Below are 14855 nucleotides of genomic sequence, written 5' to 3'. Positions count from 1 at the left end.
GGAATCTAGGCCATGAGAGGCCGTGGCGCTAGGGGGAAGGTTGCCTAACCTGCGTCACTTGCGAGGTTTCTTGCCGATTGGGGGCCGATTTCGCTGTGGACGGGCGGGTCGTTTGGCCGGTGCTTCGGGCTCGGCTTCCAAACCCAGTTGATCGCGCATGACCCGTCGGCGGATCTCTTCGACTTCACCGGGTTTCAGGCTTCCCAGTTGGAAGGGGCCGTAGGACACACGCAGCAGCCGGTTCACCGCAAAACCGATATCTTCTATCGCACGACGAATTTCACGGTTCTTGCCTTCGCGAAGACCGATAGTCAGCCAGGCATTCGCGCCTTGTTGACGGTCCAGCGTGACGTCCATCGGCAAAAAGCGTTCCCCGTCGATCACAAGCCCCTTACGAAGCGGTGCAAAATCCTCGTCCTTGGGGCGGCCATTCACCCGCACGCGGTATTTGCGTAGCCATCCGGTCGAGGGCAGTTCCAGCTTGCGCTTGATGCCGCCATCATTGGTCAACAGCAGCAACCCTTCCGAGTTCAGGTCCAACCGCCCGACGCTCATGACCCGGGGCATATCCTCGGGCAGTTTGTCAAAAATGGTCGCGCGTCCTTTTTCGTCACGTGTCGTTGTCACCAGACCCGAAGGTTTGTGGTACAGCCACAGGCGCGAAGGTTCCGGTTCCGACACCGGTTTGCCATCGACGTTGATCTTGTCTTTGGCTGTGACGTTCAGCGCGGGGCTGTCGATGGTCTTGCCGTTTACACTCACACGACCTGCTTCGATCATGCGTTCGGCTTCACGGCGCGAGGCAACGCCTGCGCGGGCAAGGACTTTGGCGATCCGGTCGCCTGGAGGAGGGGTTTTGGTCATCCGCAGCCCATAGCGCATCCCGGCCGCTTGCGAAAGACAGGTTTCTGTTGCAGTCAGAGGCATGGTGTTCAGATCGCACATGGATAAGGCGCTGGTTGAAGCGCGCGCAGCGGCGGATCGCGGCGAGGTGCCAGTGGGCGCTGTTATTGCCGGTCCCGATGGCGTGATCGTGGCCTTTGCGGGCAACCGAACACGAGAACTGAACGATCCCACCGCCCATGCCGAGATACTGGCCCTGCGTGCCGCATGTGCCGCAGCCGGATCCGAACGTTTGCCTGATCACGACCTCTATGTGACGTTAGAGCCTTGCGCGATGTGTGCGGCGGCACTGGCAGCGGCGCGTATCCGGCGCATCTATTACGGGGCTGCCGATCCGAAATCCGGCGGCGTCGCCCACGGCGCGCGGGTATTCACCCATACACAAGCACACCACGTGCCAGAGGTTTACGACGGCATCCGAGGGCAAGAGGCCGCCGACCTTTTGAAAGAGTTCTTCGCCGCGCGGCGTTAACCTCAAAGGGTAATGGCCTTCATCACCTCGGGTTCGATGACATCGACCCCCGGCAACCCGTCGACCAGCGCCTGAGCTGATTGTTCGAGGATCGGGAAGGTCTTGTAATGGCAGGGAATCACGGTCTTGAAGTTGAAGTACCGCTTGGATGCATATGCGGCGCCCTTCATGTCCATCGTGAAATGACCGCCTGCCGACAGGATCCCGATATCGGGTTTGTAGTAATCCCCCATCCAATCCATATCGGCCATGATGTCGGTATCGCCCGAGACATACAGCATGTGCCCGTCCGAGGCGATCATGAACCCGACCTCGCTGCCGCCGGTACGCAGCCCGTCAGGTGTAGAAAAGGTCGAGCTGTGCGAGGCTGGCACCATCGATACTTTGACTCCGTTCAGGTTCACGGTGCCACCCTTGTTGTAGCCAATAGTTTCCAGCCCCTCGGACTCGCTCCAATACCCCATCAGGTCGTATTGTCCGACCACGGGGACGTTCAGGTGCTTGGCCAGCGATACGACATCGGCGACGTGATCGAAGTGTGTATGAGTCAGAAGGATGTGAGTCGCACCGTTTAGAGCGTCATCATGTTGTTCCTCGGACAAGACCGGGTTGCCGGTCAGCCAAGGGTCGATTAGCAGAACCTGCCCGCCGGTTTCGATGCGGAAACTGCCGTGTCCCAGCCAAATGATGTTCATGAATTCATCCTCCCAAAACAAACTGTTGGCATTAACTTAGCATTGGCTATGTAAAAGTTCATGGACTGGTTTCAGGAAATTGATGGCTATTGCGAGCGCTTGTCGCCCGCCTATTGGGCCGAACCGATAAACGCGGTGACAAACGCGGCGTTTCTGATTGCAGCATTTGTCATGTGGCTGCGCGTGCGCGGGCAGGGGATGCCGTTGGCGATGGTGTTGGTCGTCATTCTCGCCGCTATCGGGGTCGGCAGTTACCTGTTCCATACCCACGCGCAGGTCTGGGCCGCTATAGCGGATGTTCTGCCGATTTTGCTGTACATCTTGGTCTACATTTTCGCGATCAACCGGGACGTCTGGCACATGCGGCCGCTTGTGGCTGGGATCGCGACAGCCCTGTTTATTCCCTATGCCGCAGCGACGGTGCCGTTGTTCCAGCTTGTGCCGGGATTGGGTGGATCAGCAGCCTATGCTCCGGTGCCGCTGCTGATACTGATCTATGCGTTTCTTTTGCGCCACCGGGTGCCGGACACCGCCCGTGGTCTGGCCATCGGGGCGATGATCCTGATCGCCTCGATCACCTTTCGTGCGCTGGACGAACCCATATGTGGGCAGATCCCGTTTGGCACGCATTTCATGTGGCACATCCTGAATGCCCTCATGCTGGGCTGGATGATCGAGGTGTATCGTAGGCACCTGACCCACGCGGCTCAGGCCTGAAACGCTGCGGCCAGTTCTGAGGGCAGGTCAAATTCGGACAGCACGCGTGCACGGCCTTGATCCGACATCTTGCGCGCGGTTTTCTCGACAATGCTTTGGATTTTCTCGGCCGAGTGCTTTTCGGCGAACGGCGCGAAATACCATTTGAGGAAAACGAAACAGATCACATCCTCCAGCGCCTGCACCTCGTCATCACGCTTGATGCCCTGTTTGCGCAGCATCCGACTGGCGGATTCGATAATCTCGGCAGAGTAGCCGTTCTGCTCCATAAGCCCCATCACGACCTCGGCGTGGTGGACGCCCTGCGCCTTGCGCCAGGCCAGATATCCAGCGCGACCTTCGGGGTATTCGCCGCGCGCCAGTTTCCACCGCTCCACATGCTGACCCCGCGCTGCAATCTGCAACGGGTCAGAGGCGTCCGGGAACAACCTGTCCAACTCGGCGCTCATGCGTTGACCATAAAGCAGTTCAGTGGGCTGGCCGTCTTCGAGGTTGGGGTCGTGTGAGTTGGCCGCATCAATTGCGTCCAGAACAGCTTGCTTGCGCGCGTTCATCTTCCGCTCCGTTGGCTTGCCGGGTCTGCAGGGCAGGCCGGCGGGTTACTTGTGGACCACCGTAGCGATACGCCGCGCGGAACGCAGCAGGCAATTGCCGGGCCGGGGCATTTGGACCCGACCCGGTTTTTGCGGGCTAAATTACTTGCCCGGTTTGTTCTGATCCTGAGTGACAGGTTCCGACACCTGATCGGGGAAAATCAGGCTGCGGGTCAGGGTGTCCATGCTTGGGCCAAAAGCGCCCGCCTGAGCTTGCGCAGCAAGAACCGTAGTGGCCAGTACAAAGGCAGTCATGAACGTTTTCATCGTTTTTCTCCATATAAGGCTGTGCCGTACCATATGAAGTGAACAGTTCAGTTCAGTATTTCAAGATGCGAAGTGAACTAATTGGTTCATTTTTTGCATGGGAGTAATTAGAAATGAATGATCGGACAGGATTTATGGACCTTTGCCATGCGCTCAAGGGTGGATCAGCGCCTTGGCGCTCTTGCGACCCGGCGACCAGACAGGTAAATGCCCCCTAACGCATATGAGGATATCCGATGTCGATTGACCAAAGCAACGCCGCCAAGGTGGCCAAACTGGCCCGGATCAAGGTCGAGGATGACGCGCTGCCTGCGCTGGCATCCGAATTCAACACCATCCTTGGCTTCATCGAGCAACTCAACGAGGTTGATGTCGAAGGTGTCGAGCCGATGGTCTCGGTCGAGCCAATGCGCCTGAAACGCCGCGAGGATGTGGTCACTGACGGCAACCAGCAAGACAAAGTTCTGGCCAATGCCCCCGATGCGCGCGAAGGGTTCTTCGCTGTTCCCAAAGTTGTGGAGTAAGACATGAGCGATCTGAACAAACTGGGCCTGGCCGAAGCGCGCGACGCACTGCGCGCGGGCGACGTAACCTCTGTCGAGCTGACCGAATCCTGCCTGAAGGCGATCGATGACGCCGACGCGCTGAACGCTTTTGTCCACAAAACGCCCGAGATCGCGCTGGAACGCGCCAAAGCGGCGGATGAGCGGATCAAAGCAGGCGACGCAACGTCGATGTGCGGCCTGCCGATCGGTATCAAGGATCTGTTCTGCACCAAAGGCGTACCCTCGCAGGCGGCATCTAAAATCCTCGAAGGTTTCAAGCCCGAATACGAATCTACTGTGTCTCAGCAACTGGCAGACGCAGGCGCGGTTATGCTGGGCAAGCTGAACATGGACGAATTCGCCATGGGCTCGTCCAACGAAACCTCTGTTTACGGCAATGCGGTCAGCCCGTGGCGCCGCGGCAATGACGACGCACAGCTGACACCCGGTGGCTCGTCCGGTGGGTCGGCCTCGGCCGTCGCGGCAGATCTTTGTCTGGCTGCCACCGGTACCGATACCGGTGGTTCGATCCGCCAGCCTGCTGCATTTGTTGGCATCACTGGCATCAAGCCGACCTATGGTCGTTGCTCGCGCTGGGGTATTGTGGCGTTTGCTTCGTCGTTGGATCAGGCCGGGCCGATGACCAAGAACGTGCGTGACGCTGCGATTATGCTCGAGACCATGTGTGGTCATGACCCCAAGGATTCGACCAGCACCGAACTGGCCGTGCCGAATTTTGAGGCGATGCTGACCGGCGATATCAAAGGCAAGAAGATCGGTATCCCCAAGGAATACCGCATGGACGGTATGCCCGCCGAGATCGAAAAGCTGTGGGCCGATGGCGCTGAGATGCTGAAAGCAGCAGGCGCCGAGATCGTCGACATTTCGCTGCCGCACACCAAATACGCGCTACCTGCGTATTACGTGATTGCCCCGGCCGAGGCGTCCTCGAACCTCGCGCGTTATGACGGTGTCCGTTATGGCCTCCGCGCCCAGCTGGCGCAGGGTGATGGCATCACCGAGATGTACGAAAAAACCCGCGCTGAAGGCTTTGGTCACGAAGTGCAGCGCCGTGTCATGATCGGCACCTATGTGCTGTCGGCAGGGTTCTATGACGCTTATTACAACCGTGCTCGCAAGGTGCGGACCCTGATCAAGAAAGACTTCGAAGATGTCTTCGCCGCAGGGATCGACGCGATCCTGACACCGGCAACCCCGTCGGCGTCTTTCGGTCTGGGCGAGATGACCGAGGCGGACCCGGTGCAGATGTACCTCAACGACGTCTTTACCGTGACAGTGAACCTTGCCGGCTTGCCCGGTATTTCGGTTCCGGCAGGTTTGGACCAACAGGGTTTGCCGCTGGGTCTGCAGCTGATCGGCCGTCCGTGGGAAGAAGGCGATTTGCTGAACACAGCTTATGCGTTGGAAAGTGCCGCCGGATTTGTGGCCAAGCCGGGCAAATGGTGGTAATCCTCGGATCAGGCAAGACCAGCTAAAACGGAGCAGCTGAATGCGCTTTACGCATCTGATCCCCGCAATCGGACTTGTGGCCGCCTGCAACACGGTGGCCCCGGTCCAGGGTACTGGATTTAATACGCCTCAGTACCAGGCACAGCGCGAGGCCGCACTGGCCGGGCCGGGCTACACCGGAAATCCTTTGGTCGGCCCTGCTGACGTGTCAGAACAACAACTCGGCGCGCCCGGCAGCATACCGGCCGGGGACAACGCTGATATCGCGTCGGCAACGGCAGCTGCCTTGGCCAACACGTCGGGGCAAAACACTTTGACACAAGTGCCTTTGTCCGCCAACGGCAACACTGCGATCTCGGACGAACAGGATTTCGCGGCTGTATCGGGCCGCCGCACGATCGAAAACGACGCGGCCCTGATCCAACAGAACCGCCAAACTTACGAAGTTGTCACCCCGACCGCCATTCCGCAGCGTGGTACGGACGGCCAACCCAATATCGTACAATATGCCCTGAGCACCTCGAATCCCGTCGGTACGCAGCTATACAGTCGCGCAGGCTTTAACCTTGAGGCCAAAGCCCAGCGGAACTGCGCCAAGTACCCGTCGCCCGACCAGGCCCAGATCGAGTTTCTGGCCAATGGCGGCCCACAGCGTGATCGCAACGGGCTAGACCCCGATGGAGACGGATACGCTTGTGGCTGGGATCCCAGCGCCTTCCGTAGCGCCGTCAACAACTGACGCATTGGCGCCGATCTGGCACCCATCGCCCAATTTCGGGCCGCGTAGGGACGGGTTGAAGCCGTCCCTGATCGTTTTGCACTATACGGCTATGAACAGCGCGCAAGAGGCGCTGGACAGGTTATGCGACCCCGTCCACGAAGTGTCTGCGCATTACCTGATCGGAAATGATGGAACGCTCTGGCAGTTGGTGCGGGAAGAGGACCGCGCCTGGCACGCAGGCGCCGGAGAGTGGCACGGTCAGAGCGACATCAACTCCCGTTCGATCGGCATCGAACTGGACAACACCGGCAAACATCCGTTCTCAGAACGGCAAATGCAACGGTTGGAGAAATTGTTGGACAAGATCATGCACCGTTGGACCATCCAGCCAAACGGCGTTATCGGCCATTCCGACATGGCACCCGGGCGAAAATTCGATCCGGGCCCACGATTTGACTGGCTGCGGCTGGAGCGCAACGCGCTGGCCGCACCACGCGGATGCGGAGATTGCCAACAATATGTCTCACAGACCCGGTTTCGAACCCTGGCTCAAGCGGCCGGTTTCAGCGCTGACATAGACGACGAAACCCTGCTGAGCGCCGTCCGACTGCGATATCGCCCTTGGGGTGCAGGCCCGTTGCAACAGGCCGATTTCGCGCCCTTGACCCCTCAGCCCTGATCCGCTCTTCATCTGGCCAAAAATATCCCGGGGTTGAATTGGCCGCAGGCCAAGAAGAGGCTGGCCCCTTCGCACGCTCTCCACTCTTGACGCGGCCTGGCACAAGGCATACCCACCGCTTGCGCGGAGGGCCGGATGGCCGCTGGGGTCGCAAGGCCCGAGAGGAAAGTCCGGACTCCACAAGACAACGGTGCCGGGTAACGCCCGGGCGGGGAAACCCGACGGAAAGCGCCACAGAAATCAGACCGCCCCGGATTTCGGTCAGGGGTAAGGGTGAAACGGTGGGGTAAGAGCCCACCGCGCCGCTGGCAACAGTGGCGGCACGGCAAGCCCCACCGGGAGCAATGCCAAATAGGGTCCCCGCGCGGGCAGGTCGGCGTCAGTCGAAACCGCCGCTAGGCATGTCCTGGCCAAGAGGGACCGGGTTGGCAGCTTGAGCCGCGCAGCAATGCGCGGCCTAGAGGAATGGTCATCGAAGGGGGTAACCCCGGAACAAGATCCGGCTTACAGGCCCTCCGCGCATACCTCTATTCATTTTCCGGGCGGCGTATAAGCCCCGGTCAGCTTGGCGGCCTTTTTGGCAATGGCGGAAAAGTCCTTTGCTGTCCAGGCGCGCACAGTTTCAACCTTTGTGGCCGCACCCGAGGCCGCGACAGCCATGCCAATAGCAACCGCATCGGTGCCGTCCGGTACCTCGGTGATGGCGACAACGTCATTCTCGCCGGTCGTCATATAAAACGCCAGCAGCTTGCCCCCCACCTGTTTCAGCAGCTTCTTCACGGCCGTTGAGCGGTCCGTCGGTTTCTTCAGCATTCCTTTGACGCCATCCTGCGAGTAGGTCGCATAAGTAATGAAAATGGGCATATGTCTTCTCCTTGTTTCAATGGTTGGAACGCTGAAATTGGCCGGTTCCGTGGCCTGGAAACGGAATCTAAAAAATGCTCACAACGGCGTCCAGGACGATCCAGAAACCCACGGCAATCAGGGCCAAGCCAGTCAAAGTGGGCAACCAGCGTGCGCCCGGCAGCAGCTTCTCCAAAGCCACGTAGACGGCAATTCCGGCAATCCAGTACAGATTCATGATCCCACCCACGAACAGCAACGCCATCAAGGCCCAACAACAGCCAAGGCAGTACGCGCCATGCAACGCGCCGGTTCGGAACGCGCCATACGCTCCGGGCCTGTGATGATCGGCGATGAACCGGGCAGGGCTTTGACAATGCCGCAGACAGGCGGACTTGAGGTCCGACAGCTGATACGCGCCTGCCGCAATCAGGACGCAGCCAGCAAATGTTTTGGACCGGATTGTCATCATTGGACCATCGGACAGCCCAATGCTTTCCAGACCCCATTGCAACCCCGTCGCGGCAAGGCTGAACAAAGCCCAGGCGATCAGGTAGCCCGCGAGAAAGCAAAAGCTGTACTGCGCGGCCTTGTCACGTTCGGGTCCCGCACGCTTTATCGCCGAATACAGCAAGACCGCAGGTGCGGCGCTGGGGGTCATCATCGCGATCATCATGACCCACCACATCAGAAAGATCAGGATTACGTATTGCAGGCCCCAACCGGGCGCTTCACCCATTTGCATGGGCTCTCCGATCGGACCCGCCATCGTGGTCATTTCGGTGGCCGTCATGTTCATGCCGATCCCGGCGATGGTGTACCAGGCTGCAACCAGAACAATCAGCGACACACCGGCCAGCACGATGACCCGCTCACGCCGCATAAGCCGCTCAACCGCCCCGGTGCGGGGCGGTGTGGGATGGGATGTCATGATGACCCCCGGATCAGGCGCCCAGGACACCGTGGCCCGAAATGTTCAGGTGGGCCAGATGGGCGTGTGTCGCGTCAAAGGTCAGGCTAATTTCGCCGCCATGTGTCTTGGCCGAGCCCGAGGCAGCTTCGGCGTGTCGGTATTCAAACCCGTTTGGCAGCTGAATTGACGCCCGGTGCGCCGCACCCGAAACGATATGCGGAATCGGGCTGACTTCGACATCGAAGACGCCGTTCACCTTTGCAAACCCGGTGCGCTCGTCGCGGTCCCAGTTCAGTTCGATGGGCACGAAAAGCGTTTCATGTTTGGTCGGGGCCATCGCGCTGTAAACATACCAGAAGGTTGCCATTTCATCAGTATCTTCACCGGTCATGATGGCTTGCAGGGCCGCACGCTGATCGGCGCTGGCGCTGGCATCTATGATCAGTTGCATCTGACCGTTGCCCTCATGGATCGGGCCGGGCCAATAGTACACCCCAGCCGCCCTTACGCCCGCCAGATCTGTGTCCCCATAGTGACCGCTTTCGATGTCGAATACGACGACGGCCTCGCAATTGCCATGTGTCGGAAGTACGCTGAACTGGCAAGGACAACCGAAGTTGCAGTTACAATTGGCCAGCTCTTCGCCCTTAATAGTCCATTCAGTCATGATGCCCCCTAAACAAAATCAATCGTGCAAACCCTGCTTGCACGGTTGCTTGCCTATTCATGGTGCCTCGAAGATCGAGCCGAAAATTGGCTTCTTTGGATTGTTGATGGCGCGGTAAGTATCACATATTCGAATTTCTGACAAATTAGACATGCACTTGCGCGGGAATACGCCTGTTACATGTTCACTTGCTGAAGCGAAGCCACCATTGGTCAGCTGTGCGCTAGCGTTAGGGCATCTGCCTGATCTGTGGATTATTGAGTCGCAGATATCTGCTATATTGCAAAAACGCATTTTGAATATTGGGAGGATTGTTATGAGTTTCATGAAGGCACTGGCTTCGGTCGCAGTTGGATTTGCCGCCGCAAAAGGCATGGAAAAATACAAGCAGATGGGCGGAATGGCCGGCCTGCAAGACATGATGCAAGGCGCCGGGGGCGGCTTTGGCATGGATCAACTGGGCAAGATGGCAGAACAGTTCGGGTTGCCGGGGGGTGCGGGTGGGCTGCAAGAGATGATTGGAAAGCTTGGCATGGCCAATCCGGCGGGGGCCGCTGGTCTTGGTGGGTTGATGAATGCCATGCAGGGCGCCGCAAAGACAGGCAATCAGCAGACCGTCGACATGATGGATACGGTGTTCAAAGGCACACCCGGGGGCGCGGCGATGGAGGCGCAAGCCAAGCTGATGCTGCGCGCGATGATCCAGGCAGCCAAGGCGGACGGAGAGCTAGATGAGCAAGAGAAGGAAACCATTCTGGGCGAATTGGGTGATGACATCAGCGACGAAGAACGCGCCTTTGTCCAGGATCAGTTGAATGGCCCGATTGATGTGATCGGCCTGGCTGCTGATTCCGGTGCACCATTGAAAGCACAGGTCTATGCCACGTCTCTGGCGGCGATTCGTCTGGATAACCAGCGCGAGGCCTCTTACCTTGTTCAACTAGCAACTGCTCTGGGTTTATCTGATGCCGAACGCGACCAGATTCACACGTATATGGGCGCGCCGACCCTTTCGACCTAGGCCTGATCCCTGATCAGCCGATCATGTGCCCAATTGCCCTTGACACGAGCCGTGCAAGGCGTAAAAGCGCACGCTCATAGGAATTCAACCGAAAGGCCCCTGCCTTTTCGGACGCAGGAGATAACCATGGCGAAGCCGACGACAATCAAGATCCGTCTGAACTCGACCGCGGGCACGGGCCACTTCTACGTGACCAAAAAGAACGCTCGCACCATGACCGAGAAAATGACCGTTCGTAAATACGATCCGGTTGTTCGGAAACACGTCGAGTACAAGGAAGGCAAGATTAAGTAATCTGCCGTCCAATTTGGACAGACTAGAAAAGGGTTTCGCTGATGCGGAACCCTTTTTCTTTGTGTATGCGGCTGGGTGAAATGCCCGGGATCAGGAATTGGCCGTTGCAGTGACGCATCAGCGTAACGGCCATTCGGTTGGGCGCCGGGTTGCTTTTTGGAACCCCTTGGCCATACGCTTCAGCAAATCGTTCCAAAATGTTGGTCGCCATGAAAAAAATCTTGTTATCCACAATTGCCGTATTCGCCCTTGCGGCTTGTGAAGACCCCTATAACCGATCGGGCGTTGGCTTCACGGGCATCGATGGTGAGCCGCGGACCCTCTCGGATGTTCCGGGTGCGGTCTCGTTCCTTCCCGACGCCACTAATATTCCGGCGGAACTGGCTTTGTTGCCATCAATCCCGGTCGTAACGGATCAGACCGAGGCGGAAAAAGTAGCCCGCGTCGCGATCGACAACGGTGGGCGCAGCGACACAAACTCAGTCGTTCTGACCGGTTCGGACATGAACCTGTTCTTAAGCACAGTCAGCGTGAACGGCACTTTGTTCGGAGTTCTTCGAACCGCAAACAACAGCACCCGCGTGGACAATAACATCGGCGCAGCCTTTGGCCAAAATGCCGAACAGTTTACCGGGTGCTTGCCTGCAGGTGACGTGTTCCGCAAGGGGTCGTCGTCGCGCAGCTCGGGTTTTGCGGTTGCTCTGAACTGCAGCTGATCGAACCACGCAGTTACGAAACGAAAAGCCTTCACTGGCCCAGTGGAGGCTTTTTTGTTCTTGGCGACATAAGTCTGCGCCGCCTGTTTTCCGTCTCGGGCGGGATGCCATGCAGCGAGGCAAACAAAAAAAGCGGGCCAAATCTGGCCCGCCTTTGAAATCGAATCTCGGCTGTCTTATTCGCGGTTGCCGAACAACTGCAGCAGGAACATGAACATGTTGATAAAGTCCAGGTACAGGCTGAGCGCGCCCATGATTGCGGCTTTACCCAACCATTCCTGATCACCCGAATGGGCCATCTGCAGGTATGTGGTTTTGATCTTCTGGGTGTCATAGGCGGTCAGACCAGCAAAGATCAGAACGCCGATCACCGAAATCGCGTACATGATCGCGGGCGACTGCAGGAAGATGTTTACCACCATAGCCACGATCAGGCCGATCAGACCCATCATCAGGAAGGTACCCATTCCGGACAGGTCTTTTTTGGTCACGTAGCCATAAAGGGACAGGCCAGCGAAAGCGATCGAAGTGATCAGGAACACCTGAATGATCGACATCCCGGTAAAGGCAATGAAAATCCAGCTGATCGACAGGCCCATCACCGCCGCGAAAGCATAAAACACCAATTGTGCTGCCGACGCGGACAGGCGGTTGATCCCGGCACTAAAGCCAAAGATGAACGCCAGCGGTGCAAACATGATCACCCAGCGCAGGGGCGAGGTATAGATCGCGGCACCCAGCGACGTCAGATAGGTGCCCGAGTTGATTTGCCCGACCGCAGCCGACGGGTCGGTTGTGGTTGCAAGGCCGGAAATGGCCCAGGCCGCCATGAATGTAATCAGCATGCCCACAGACATCGTGCCGTAGACTTTGTTCATATGGGCGCGCAGGCCCTCGTCAATCTGGGCAGCGCGCGCACCGGTCGCCGTCCGGATCGTGTCAAATTGTGCCATTAAGGGTCTCCCTTTGCATATTTCTTGTCGGACCAATGAAATTGGCACCGTTCCCCGCAAATATCGGCAAGTGCGGGCTGTGTTTCAAGGGTTTAACGCCCGAAACTGGCTAAAACACGCAACAAAAATGGCAGCCCGACGGTTCGCGCTGCCATTCACCGAGAAAAGGTGCAGTGTCGAATCACTTTTGCCAGAACTCCGGCGCATCCCAAATGGATCGTGACGCCTCGACTTCGGCCTGTTGGCGGGTGATGCCGATGTCTTCCAGAGCGCGATCATCAAGTCTGGCAAGCGTTTGGCGCTGGCGCAGAAGAGACAGCGAGTCCAGAAGCGAGGACAACAAAGAGCGACGCTGCGGTTTGCAGTGTTGTTTGATTGCAATTTGGGTCATATTTATTGTCCTTTCTCTGTTTCATGATGGTTTGCCGTCTTTCCATCAACTTCCTTGATTTATATGGCGCAACATGTCACATTTTGAAAATGAATATTTATGAAGAGATACATAAGGATTTGTGAACATGCGAAATCTGGATATCACCACGCTTCGTTCCTTCGTTGCCGTTGCAGACCAGGGTGGCGTCACACGGGCCGCCGGATTTCTGCATCTGACGCAATCCGCTGTGTCGATGCAGTTGAAGCGGTTGGAAGAGCTGCTGGGCCTTGAATTGTTGGACCGTAGTGGGCGCACAATTGCGTTGACTGCATCCGGTGAACAGCTGCTTGCCTATGCCCGGCGCATGATCGCGCTGAATGACGAAGTAATCTCAAAGCTCACGGATCAGGCCTATGAAGGCGAGGTCGTTCTGGGCGTTCCGCATGACATCGTCTACCCGGCCATTCCGCGGGTCTTGCAGCGTTTCAACGCTGACTTCCCGCGGGTTCGGGTGCAGCTGATTTCGTCATATTCCCTTCAGCTGAAAGAAATGTTCAAACGCGGCGAATGTGATCTGATCCTGACAACCGAAGCATCAGCCAGTGATGGATCTGAGACCGTCGCCGAACTGCCCTTGCGGTGGATTGGGGCGCCGGGCGGGTCAGCGTGGCGCAAGAATCCGATTCCGTTGGCTGTTGGGCGGCGATGCGCGTTTCGGCCCCAGATGATCTCGGCCCTTGATGCGGAAGGTATCCCGTGGGAATTGTCGGTCGAAACAGAAAACGACCGCACGATCGAGGCGACAGTCAGCGCGGATCTGGCTGTCCACGCCATGCTGGACGGGACTGAACCCGCACATCTTGAACAGATCGATACCGGAGGGGCATTGCCGGAACTGCCGGCCCACTTGATCAACCTGTACGGGGGCGAGACCGGGCGCGGCGCCGTCGTCGAAGCGCTGGCCGCGCTGGTGCGTCAGAATTTTCGTATGCTGGGCAGTGCCCCGCTCAAGGCTGTCGTGGGGTAAGCGCCCGTCAGGGAGTAATAACCACTTTGCCGGTGGCCACGCGATCGCGCAGCAGCTGCATGCCTTTGTCGGCCTCGGCCAGCGGAAGAACGTGGCTGATATGCGGCTTGATCCGCCCCTCGGCGAGCCAGCCGAACAGCGTGTCAAAGCTGTCCTGAACGACCTGAGGTCGGAATCTCAGGTAGCCGCCGATGTAAAACCCAATAACGGTCAGGTTTTTCACCAACAGATGGTTGGCCGGAATTTGGGGGACGTCGCCGCCCGCAAACCCGATGGGCAACAGACGGCCTTCGGGGTTGGTTGCCCGGAACGCGGCCTTGAAGACATCCCCTCCGACAGCGTCATAGACGACATCCGCGCCGCCCAGTTCCTTGACGCGTGCGCGCAAGTCTTCTGAGGCGTCGATTAGGTGATCCGCACCAGCCGCGCGGGCCACATCCAGTTTTTCCTGCCCGCGCGCATGGGCAATTACCGTCGCGCCCATCAGCTTGCCGATTTCGACGGCGGTAAGTCCAACCCCACCTGCGGCACCGGTCACCAAAAGGGTCTCGCCCGGTCGCAGATGCGCCCGGTGATCCAGGGCGATGTGGCTGGTGCCATAAGCGATCTGAATGGCCGCGGCATTTTCAAAGCTAATTGCGTCGGGCAGGGGAATTGCACGGCTCGCATCAAAAACGCCATATTCCGCCAGTCCGCCCTGACCGGAATATACGGCCACGCGGTCCCCGACATTCAGGCGCGTAACACTGTTACCCAGCTTGTCGACAACGCCCGCGACTTCCATACCCAGCGTGAACGGAGCCTCGGGCGTGTCCTGATACGTACCCTTCTGCATTAGCAGGTCGGCAAAATTCAATCCGCAGGCCTTGATCGCGATGCGCACTTGCCCGGTGTCGGGTTCGGGAAGGTCAATATCAGCCAATTGAGCCGCGCTTCCCTGGGATTGAATCGTGAATGCCTGCATGATCGCGCTCCGTAATTTTGGG

At 58.2% G+C, this 14855-nt stretch carries 20 protein-coding genes and 1 other RNA gene; 11 read left to right on the top strand and 10 right to left on the bottom strand.

The genetic code is table 11. From position 1 onward, the window contains the following. Positions 1-54: 54 nt before the first annotated feature. On the bottom strand, positions 55-864 hold the full coding sequence (locus tag AC2FIS_RS05225) for a pseudouridine synthase (protein WP_472723193.1): 810 nt from the start codon (positions 862-864) through the stop codon (positions 55-57). 61 nt (positions 865-925) lie between these two features. Here AC2FIS_RS05225 and AC2FIS_RS05220 point away from each other — a divergent pair, with 61 nt between their 5' ends. Next, positions 926-1375, top strand: a complete 450-nt coding sequence (locus AC2FIS_RS05220; RefSeq protein WP_472723194.1) for a nucleoside deaminase — start codon at positions 926-928, stop codon at positions 1373-1375. A 2-nt stretch (positions 1376-1377) separates the two neighbouring features. Here AC2FIS_RS05220 and AC2FIS_RS05215 read toward each other — a convergent pair whose 3' ends face one another. Then, positions 1378-2070: a metal-dependent hydrolase gene (locus tag AC2FIS_RS05215; protein WP_472723195.1), complete on the bottom strand. Its 693-nt coding sequence runs from the start codon at positions 2068-2070 to the stop codon at positions 1378-1380. A 60-nt stretch (positions 2071-2130) separates the two neighbouring features. On the opposite strand from AC2FIS_RS05215, the gene AC2FIS_RS05210 reads away from it, so the two are divergent. Continuing rightward, positions 2131-2787, top strand: coding sequence for a ceramidase domain-containing protein (locus AC2FIS_RS05210; protein ID WP_496772237.1), 657 nt, complete (start codon positions 2131-2133; stop codon positions 2785-2787). On the opposite strand, the gene AC2FIS_RS05205 is transcribed toward AC2FIS_RS05210, so the two are convergent. Beyond that, positions 2778-3341: a DUF4202 domain-containing protein gene (locus tag AC2FIS_RS05205; RefSeq protein ID WP_496772236.1), complete on the bottom strand. Its 564-nt coding sequence runs from the start codon at positions 3339-3341 to the stop codon at positions 2778-2780. The genes AC2FIS_RS05210 and AC2FIS_RS05205 overlap by 10 nt on opposite strands. A 141-nt stretch (positions 3342-3482) precedes the next feature. Further along, complete coding sequence (locus AC2FIS_RS05200; RefSeq protein WP_186437502.1) at positions 3483-3647, bottom strand: hypothetical protein; 165 nt, start codon at positions 3645-3647, stop codon at positions 3483-3485. A gap of 236 nt (positions 3648-3883) precedes the next feature. Here AC2FIS_RS05200 and gatC point away from each other — a divergent pair, with 236 nt between their 5' ends. The 5 genes from gatC to rnpB all read left to right on the top strand — a co-directional run bounded on the left by gatC (position 3884) and on the right by rnpB (position 7585). Further along, positions 3884-4171: an Asp-tRNA(Asn)/Glu-tRNA(Gln) amidotransferase subunit GatC gene (gene gatC / locus AC2FIS_RS05195; RefSeq protein WP_058275619.1), complete on the top strand. Its 288-nt coding sequence runs from the start codon at positions 3884-3886 to the stop codon at positions 4169-4171. Positions 4172-4174: 3 nt separating this feature from the next. Next, the gene (gatA, locus tag AC2FIS_RS05190) at positions 4175-5662 is read left to right on the top strand and encodes an Asp-tRNA(Asn)/Glu-tRNA(Gln) amidotransferase subunit GatA (protein ID WP_496772235.1); all 1488 of its coding nucleotides are present in this window, start codon (positions 4175-4177) and stop codon (positions 5660-5662) included. Between the two features lie 40 nt (positions 5663-5702). After that, positions 5703-6401, top strand: coding sequence for a hypothetical protein (locus AC2FIS_RS05185; RefSeq protein ID WP_496772234.1), 699 nt, complete (start codon positions 5703-5705; stop codon positions 6399-6401). After that, positions 6358-7062 carry an N-acetylmuramoyl-L-alanine amidase gene (locus AC2FIS_RS05180; protein WP_496772232.1) on the top strand — a complete coding sequence of 235 codons (705 nt, stop codon included), beginning with the start codon at positions 6358-6360 and terminating at the stop codon, positions 7060-7062. The genes AC2FIS_RS05185 and AC2FIS_RS05180 overlap by 44 nt, the downstream gene beginning before the upstream one ends. Positions 7063-7185: 123 nt before the next feature. Next, positions 7186-7585, top strand: an RNA gene (rnpB, locus tag AC2FIS_RS05175) — RNase P RNA component class A. Between the two features lie 8 nt (positions 7586-7593). Here rnpB and AC2FIS_RS05170 read toward each other — a convergent pair. The 3 genes from AC2FIS_RS05170 to AC2FIS_RS05160 form a co-directional block, all read right to left on the bottom strand. After that, positions 7594-7926, bottom strand: a complete 333-nt coding sequence (locus AC2FIS_RS05170; RefSeq protein ID WP_113789937.1) for a GYD domain-containing protein — start codon at positions 7924-7926, stop codon at positions 7594-7596. 67 nt (positions 7927-7993) lie between these two features. Further along, the gene (locus AC2FIS_RS05165) at positions 7994-8836 is read right to left on the bottom strand and encodes a DUF2182 domain-containing protein (protein ID WP_496772231.1); all 843 of its coding nucleotides are present in this window, start codon (positions 8834-8836) and stop codon (positions 7994-7996) included. Between the two features lie 13 nt (positions 8837-8849). After that, positions 8850-9485, bottom strand: a complete 636-nt coding sequence (locus AC2FIS_RS05160; RefSeq protein WP_108859367.1) for a DUF1326 domain-containing protein — start codon at positions 9483-9485, stop codon at positions 8850-8852. Between the two features lie 316 nt (positions 9486-9801). Here AC2FIS_RS05160 and AC2FIS_RS05155 point away from each other — a divergent pair, with 316 nt between their 5' ends. The 3 genes from AC2FIS_RS05155 (at position 9802) to AC2FIS_RS05145 (ending at position 11516) form a co-directional block, all read left to right on the top strand. After that, positions 9802-10506, top strand: coding sequence for a DUF533 domain-containing protein (locus tag AC2FIS_RS05155; RefSeq protein ID WP_496720684.1), 705 nt, complete (start codon positions 9802-9804; stop codon positions 10504-10506). Between the two features lie 126 nt (positions 10507-10632). Further along, complete coding sequence (gene rpmG / locus AC2FIS_RS05150; protein WP_007799108.1) at positions 10633-10800, top strand: 50S ribosomal protein L33; 168 nt, start codon at positions 10633-10635, stop codon at positions 10798-10800. A gap of 209 nt (positions 10801-11009) precedes the next feature. Then, complete coding sequence (locus tag AC2FIS_RS05145; RefSeq protein WP_496772230.1) at positions 11010-11516, top strand: hypothetical protein; 507 nt, start codon at positions 11010-11012, stop codon at positions 11514-11516. Positions 11517-11692: 176 nt separating this feature from the next. Here the strand turns inward: AC2FIS_RS05145 and AC2FIS_RS05140 are convergent, their stop codons facing one another. Continuing rightward, positions 11693-12469: a Bax inhibitor-1/YccA family protein gene (locus AC2FIS_RS05140; RefSeq protein ID WP_113789941.1), complete on the bottom strand. Its 777-nt coding sequence runs from the start codon at positions 12467-12469 to the stop codon at positions 11693-11695. Positions 12470-12650: 181 nt separating this feature from the next. After that, entirely contained in the window at positions 12651-12860 is a 210-nt protein-coding gene (locus AC2FIS_RS05135; protein WP_496720682.1) for a DUF1127 domain-containing protein, read from the bottom strand. A 127-nt stretch (positions 12861-12987) separates the two neighbouring features. On the opposite strand from AC2FIS_RS05135, the gene AC2FIS_RS05130 reads away from it, so the two are divergent. Beyond that, a complete protein-coding gene (locus AC2FIS_RS05130; protein ID WP_496772229.1) occupies positions 12988-13869 on the top strand; it encodes a LysR family transcriptional regulator in 882 nt (293 codons plus the stop codon). Between the two features lie 7 nt (positions 13870-13876). On the opposite strand, the gene AC2FIS_RS05125 is transcribed toward AC2FIS_RS05130, so the two are convergent. Further along, on the bottom strand, positions 13877-14833 hold the full coding sequence (locus AC2FIS_RS05125; RefSeq protein WP_496772228.1) for an NADPH:quinone oxidoreductase family protein: 957 nt from the start codon (positions 14831-14833) through the stop codon (positions 13877-13879). Positions 14834-14855: the final 22 nt, after the last annotated feature.

The sequence above is a fragment of the Ruegeria sp. CDSB113 genome (assembly GCF_059611045.1).
Note: the sequence above shows the minus strand (reverse complement) of the source record. Positions and strands in the feature narration are given on the sequence as shown.

What these genes read in the sequence shown, in the direction of transcription:
- AC2FIS_RS05225 (WP_472723193.1), bottom strand. Translation starts at nt 864, where the DNA reads ATGACCAAAACCCCTCCTCCAGGCGACCGGATCGCCAAAGTCCTTGCC.
- AC2FIS_RS05220 (WP_472723194.1), top strand. Translation starts at nt 926, where the DNA reads ATGGTGTTCAGATCGCACATGGATAAGGCGCTGGTTGAAGCGCGCGCA.
- AC2FIS_RS05215 (WP_472723195.1), bottom strand. Translation starts at nt 2,070, where the DNA reads ATGAACATCATTTGGCTGGGACACGGCAGTTTCCGCATCGAAACCGGC.
- AC2FIS_RS05210 (WP_496772237.1), top strand. Translation starts at nt 2,131, where the DNA reads ATGGACTGGTTTCAGGAAATTGATGGCTATTGCGAGCGCTTGTCGCCC.
- AC2FIS_RS05205 (WP_496772236.1), bottom strand. Translation starts at nt 3,341, where the DNA reads ATGAACGCGCGCAAGCAAGCTGTTCTGGACGCAATTGATGCGGCCAAC.
- AC2FIS_RS05200 (WP_186437502.1), bottom strand. Translation starts at nt 3,647, where the DNA reads ATGAAAACGTTCATGACTGCCTTTGTACTGGCCACTACGGTTCTTGCT.
- gatC (WP_058275619.1), top strand. Translation starts at nt 3,884, where the DNA reads ATGTCGATTGACCAAAGCAACGCCGCCAAGGTGGCCAAACTGGCCCGG.
- gatA (WP_496772235.1), top strand. Translation starts at nt 4,175, where the DNA reads ATGAGCGATCTGAACAAACTGGGCCTGGCCGAAGCGCGCGACGCACTG.
- AC2FIS_RS05185 (WP_496772234.1), top strand. Translation starts at nt 5,703, where the DNA reads ATGCGCTTTACGCATCTGATCCCCGCAATCGGACTTGTGGCCGCCTGC.
- AC2FIS_RS05170 (WP_113789937.1), bottom strand. Translation starts at nt 7,926, where the DNA reads ATGCCCATTTTCATTACTTATGCGACCTACTCGCAGGATGGCGTCAAA.
- AC2FIS_RS05165 (WP_496772231.1), bottom strand. Translation starts at nt 8,836, where the DNA reads ATGACATCCCATCCCACACCGCCCCGCACCGGGGCGGTTGAGCGGCTT.
- AC2FIS_RS05160 (WP_108859367.1), bottom strand. Translation starts at nt 9,485, where the DNA reads ATGACTGAATGGACTATTAAGGGCGAAGAGCTGGCCAATTGTAACTGC.
- AC2FIS_RS05155 (WP_496720684.1), top strand. Translation starts at nt 9,802, where the DNA reads ATGAGTTTCATGAAGGCACTGGCTTCGGTCGCAGTTGGATTTGCCGCC.
- rpmG (WP_007799108.1), top strand. Translation starts at nt 10,633, where the DNA reads ATGGCGAAGCCGACGACAATCAAGATCCGTCTGAACTCGACCGCGGGC.
- AC2FIS_RS05145 (WP_496772230.1), top strand. Translation starts at nt 11,010, where the DNA reads ATGAAAAAAATCTTGTTATCCACAATTGCCGTATTCGCCCTTGCGGCT.
- AC2FIS_RS05140 (WP_113789941.1), bottom strand. Translation starts at nt 12,469, where the DNA reads ATGGCACAATTTGACACGATCCGGACGGCGACCGGTGCGCGCGCTGCC.
- AC2FIS_RS05135 (WP_496720682.1), bottom strand. Translation starts at nt 12,860, where the DNA reads ATGACCCAAATTGCAATCAAACAACACTGCAAACCGCAGCGTCGCTCT.
- AC2FIS_RS05130 (WP_496772229.1), top strand. Translation starts at nt 12,988, where the DNA reads ATGCGAAATCTGGATATCACCACGCTTCGTTCCTTCGTTGCCGTTGCA.
- AC2FIS_RS05125 (WP_496772228.1), bottom strand. Translation starts at nt 14,833, where the DNA reads ATGCAGGCATTCACGATTCAATCCCAGGGAAGCGCGGCTCAATTGGCT.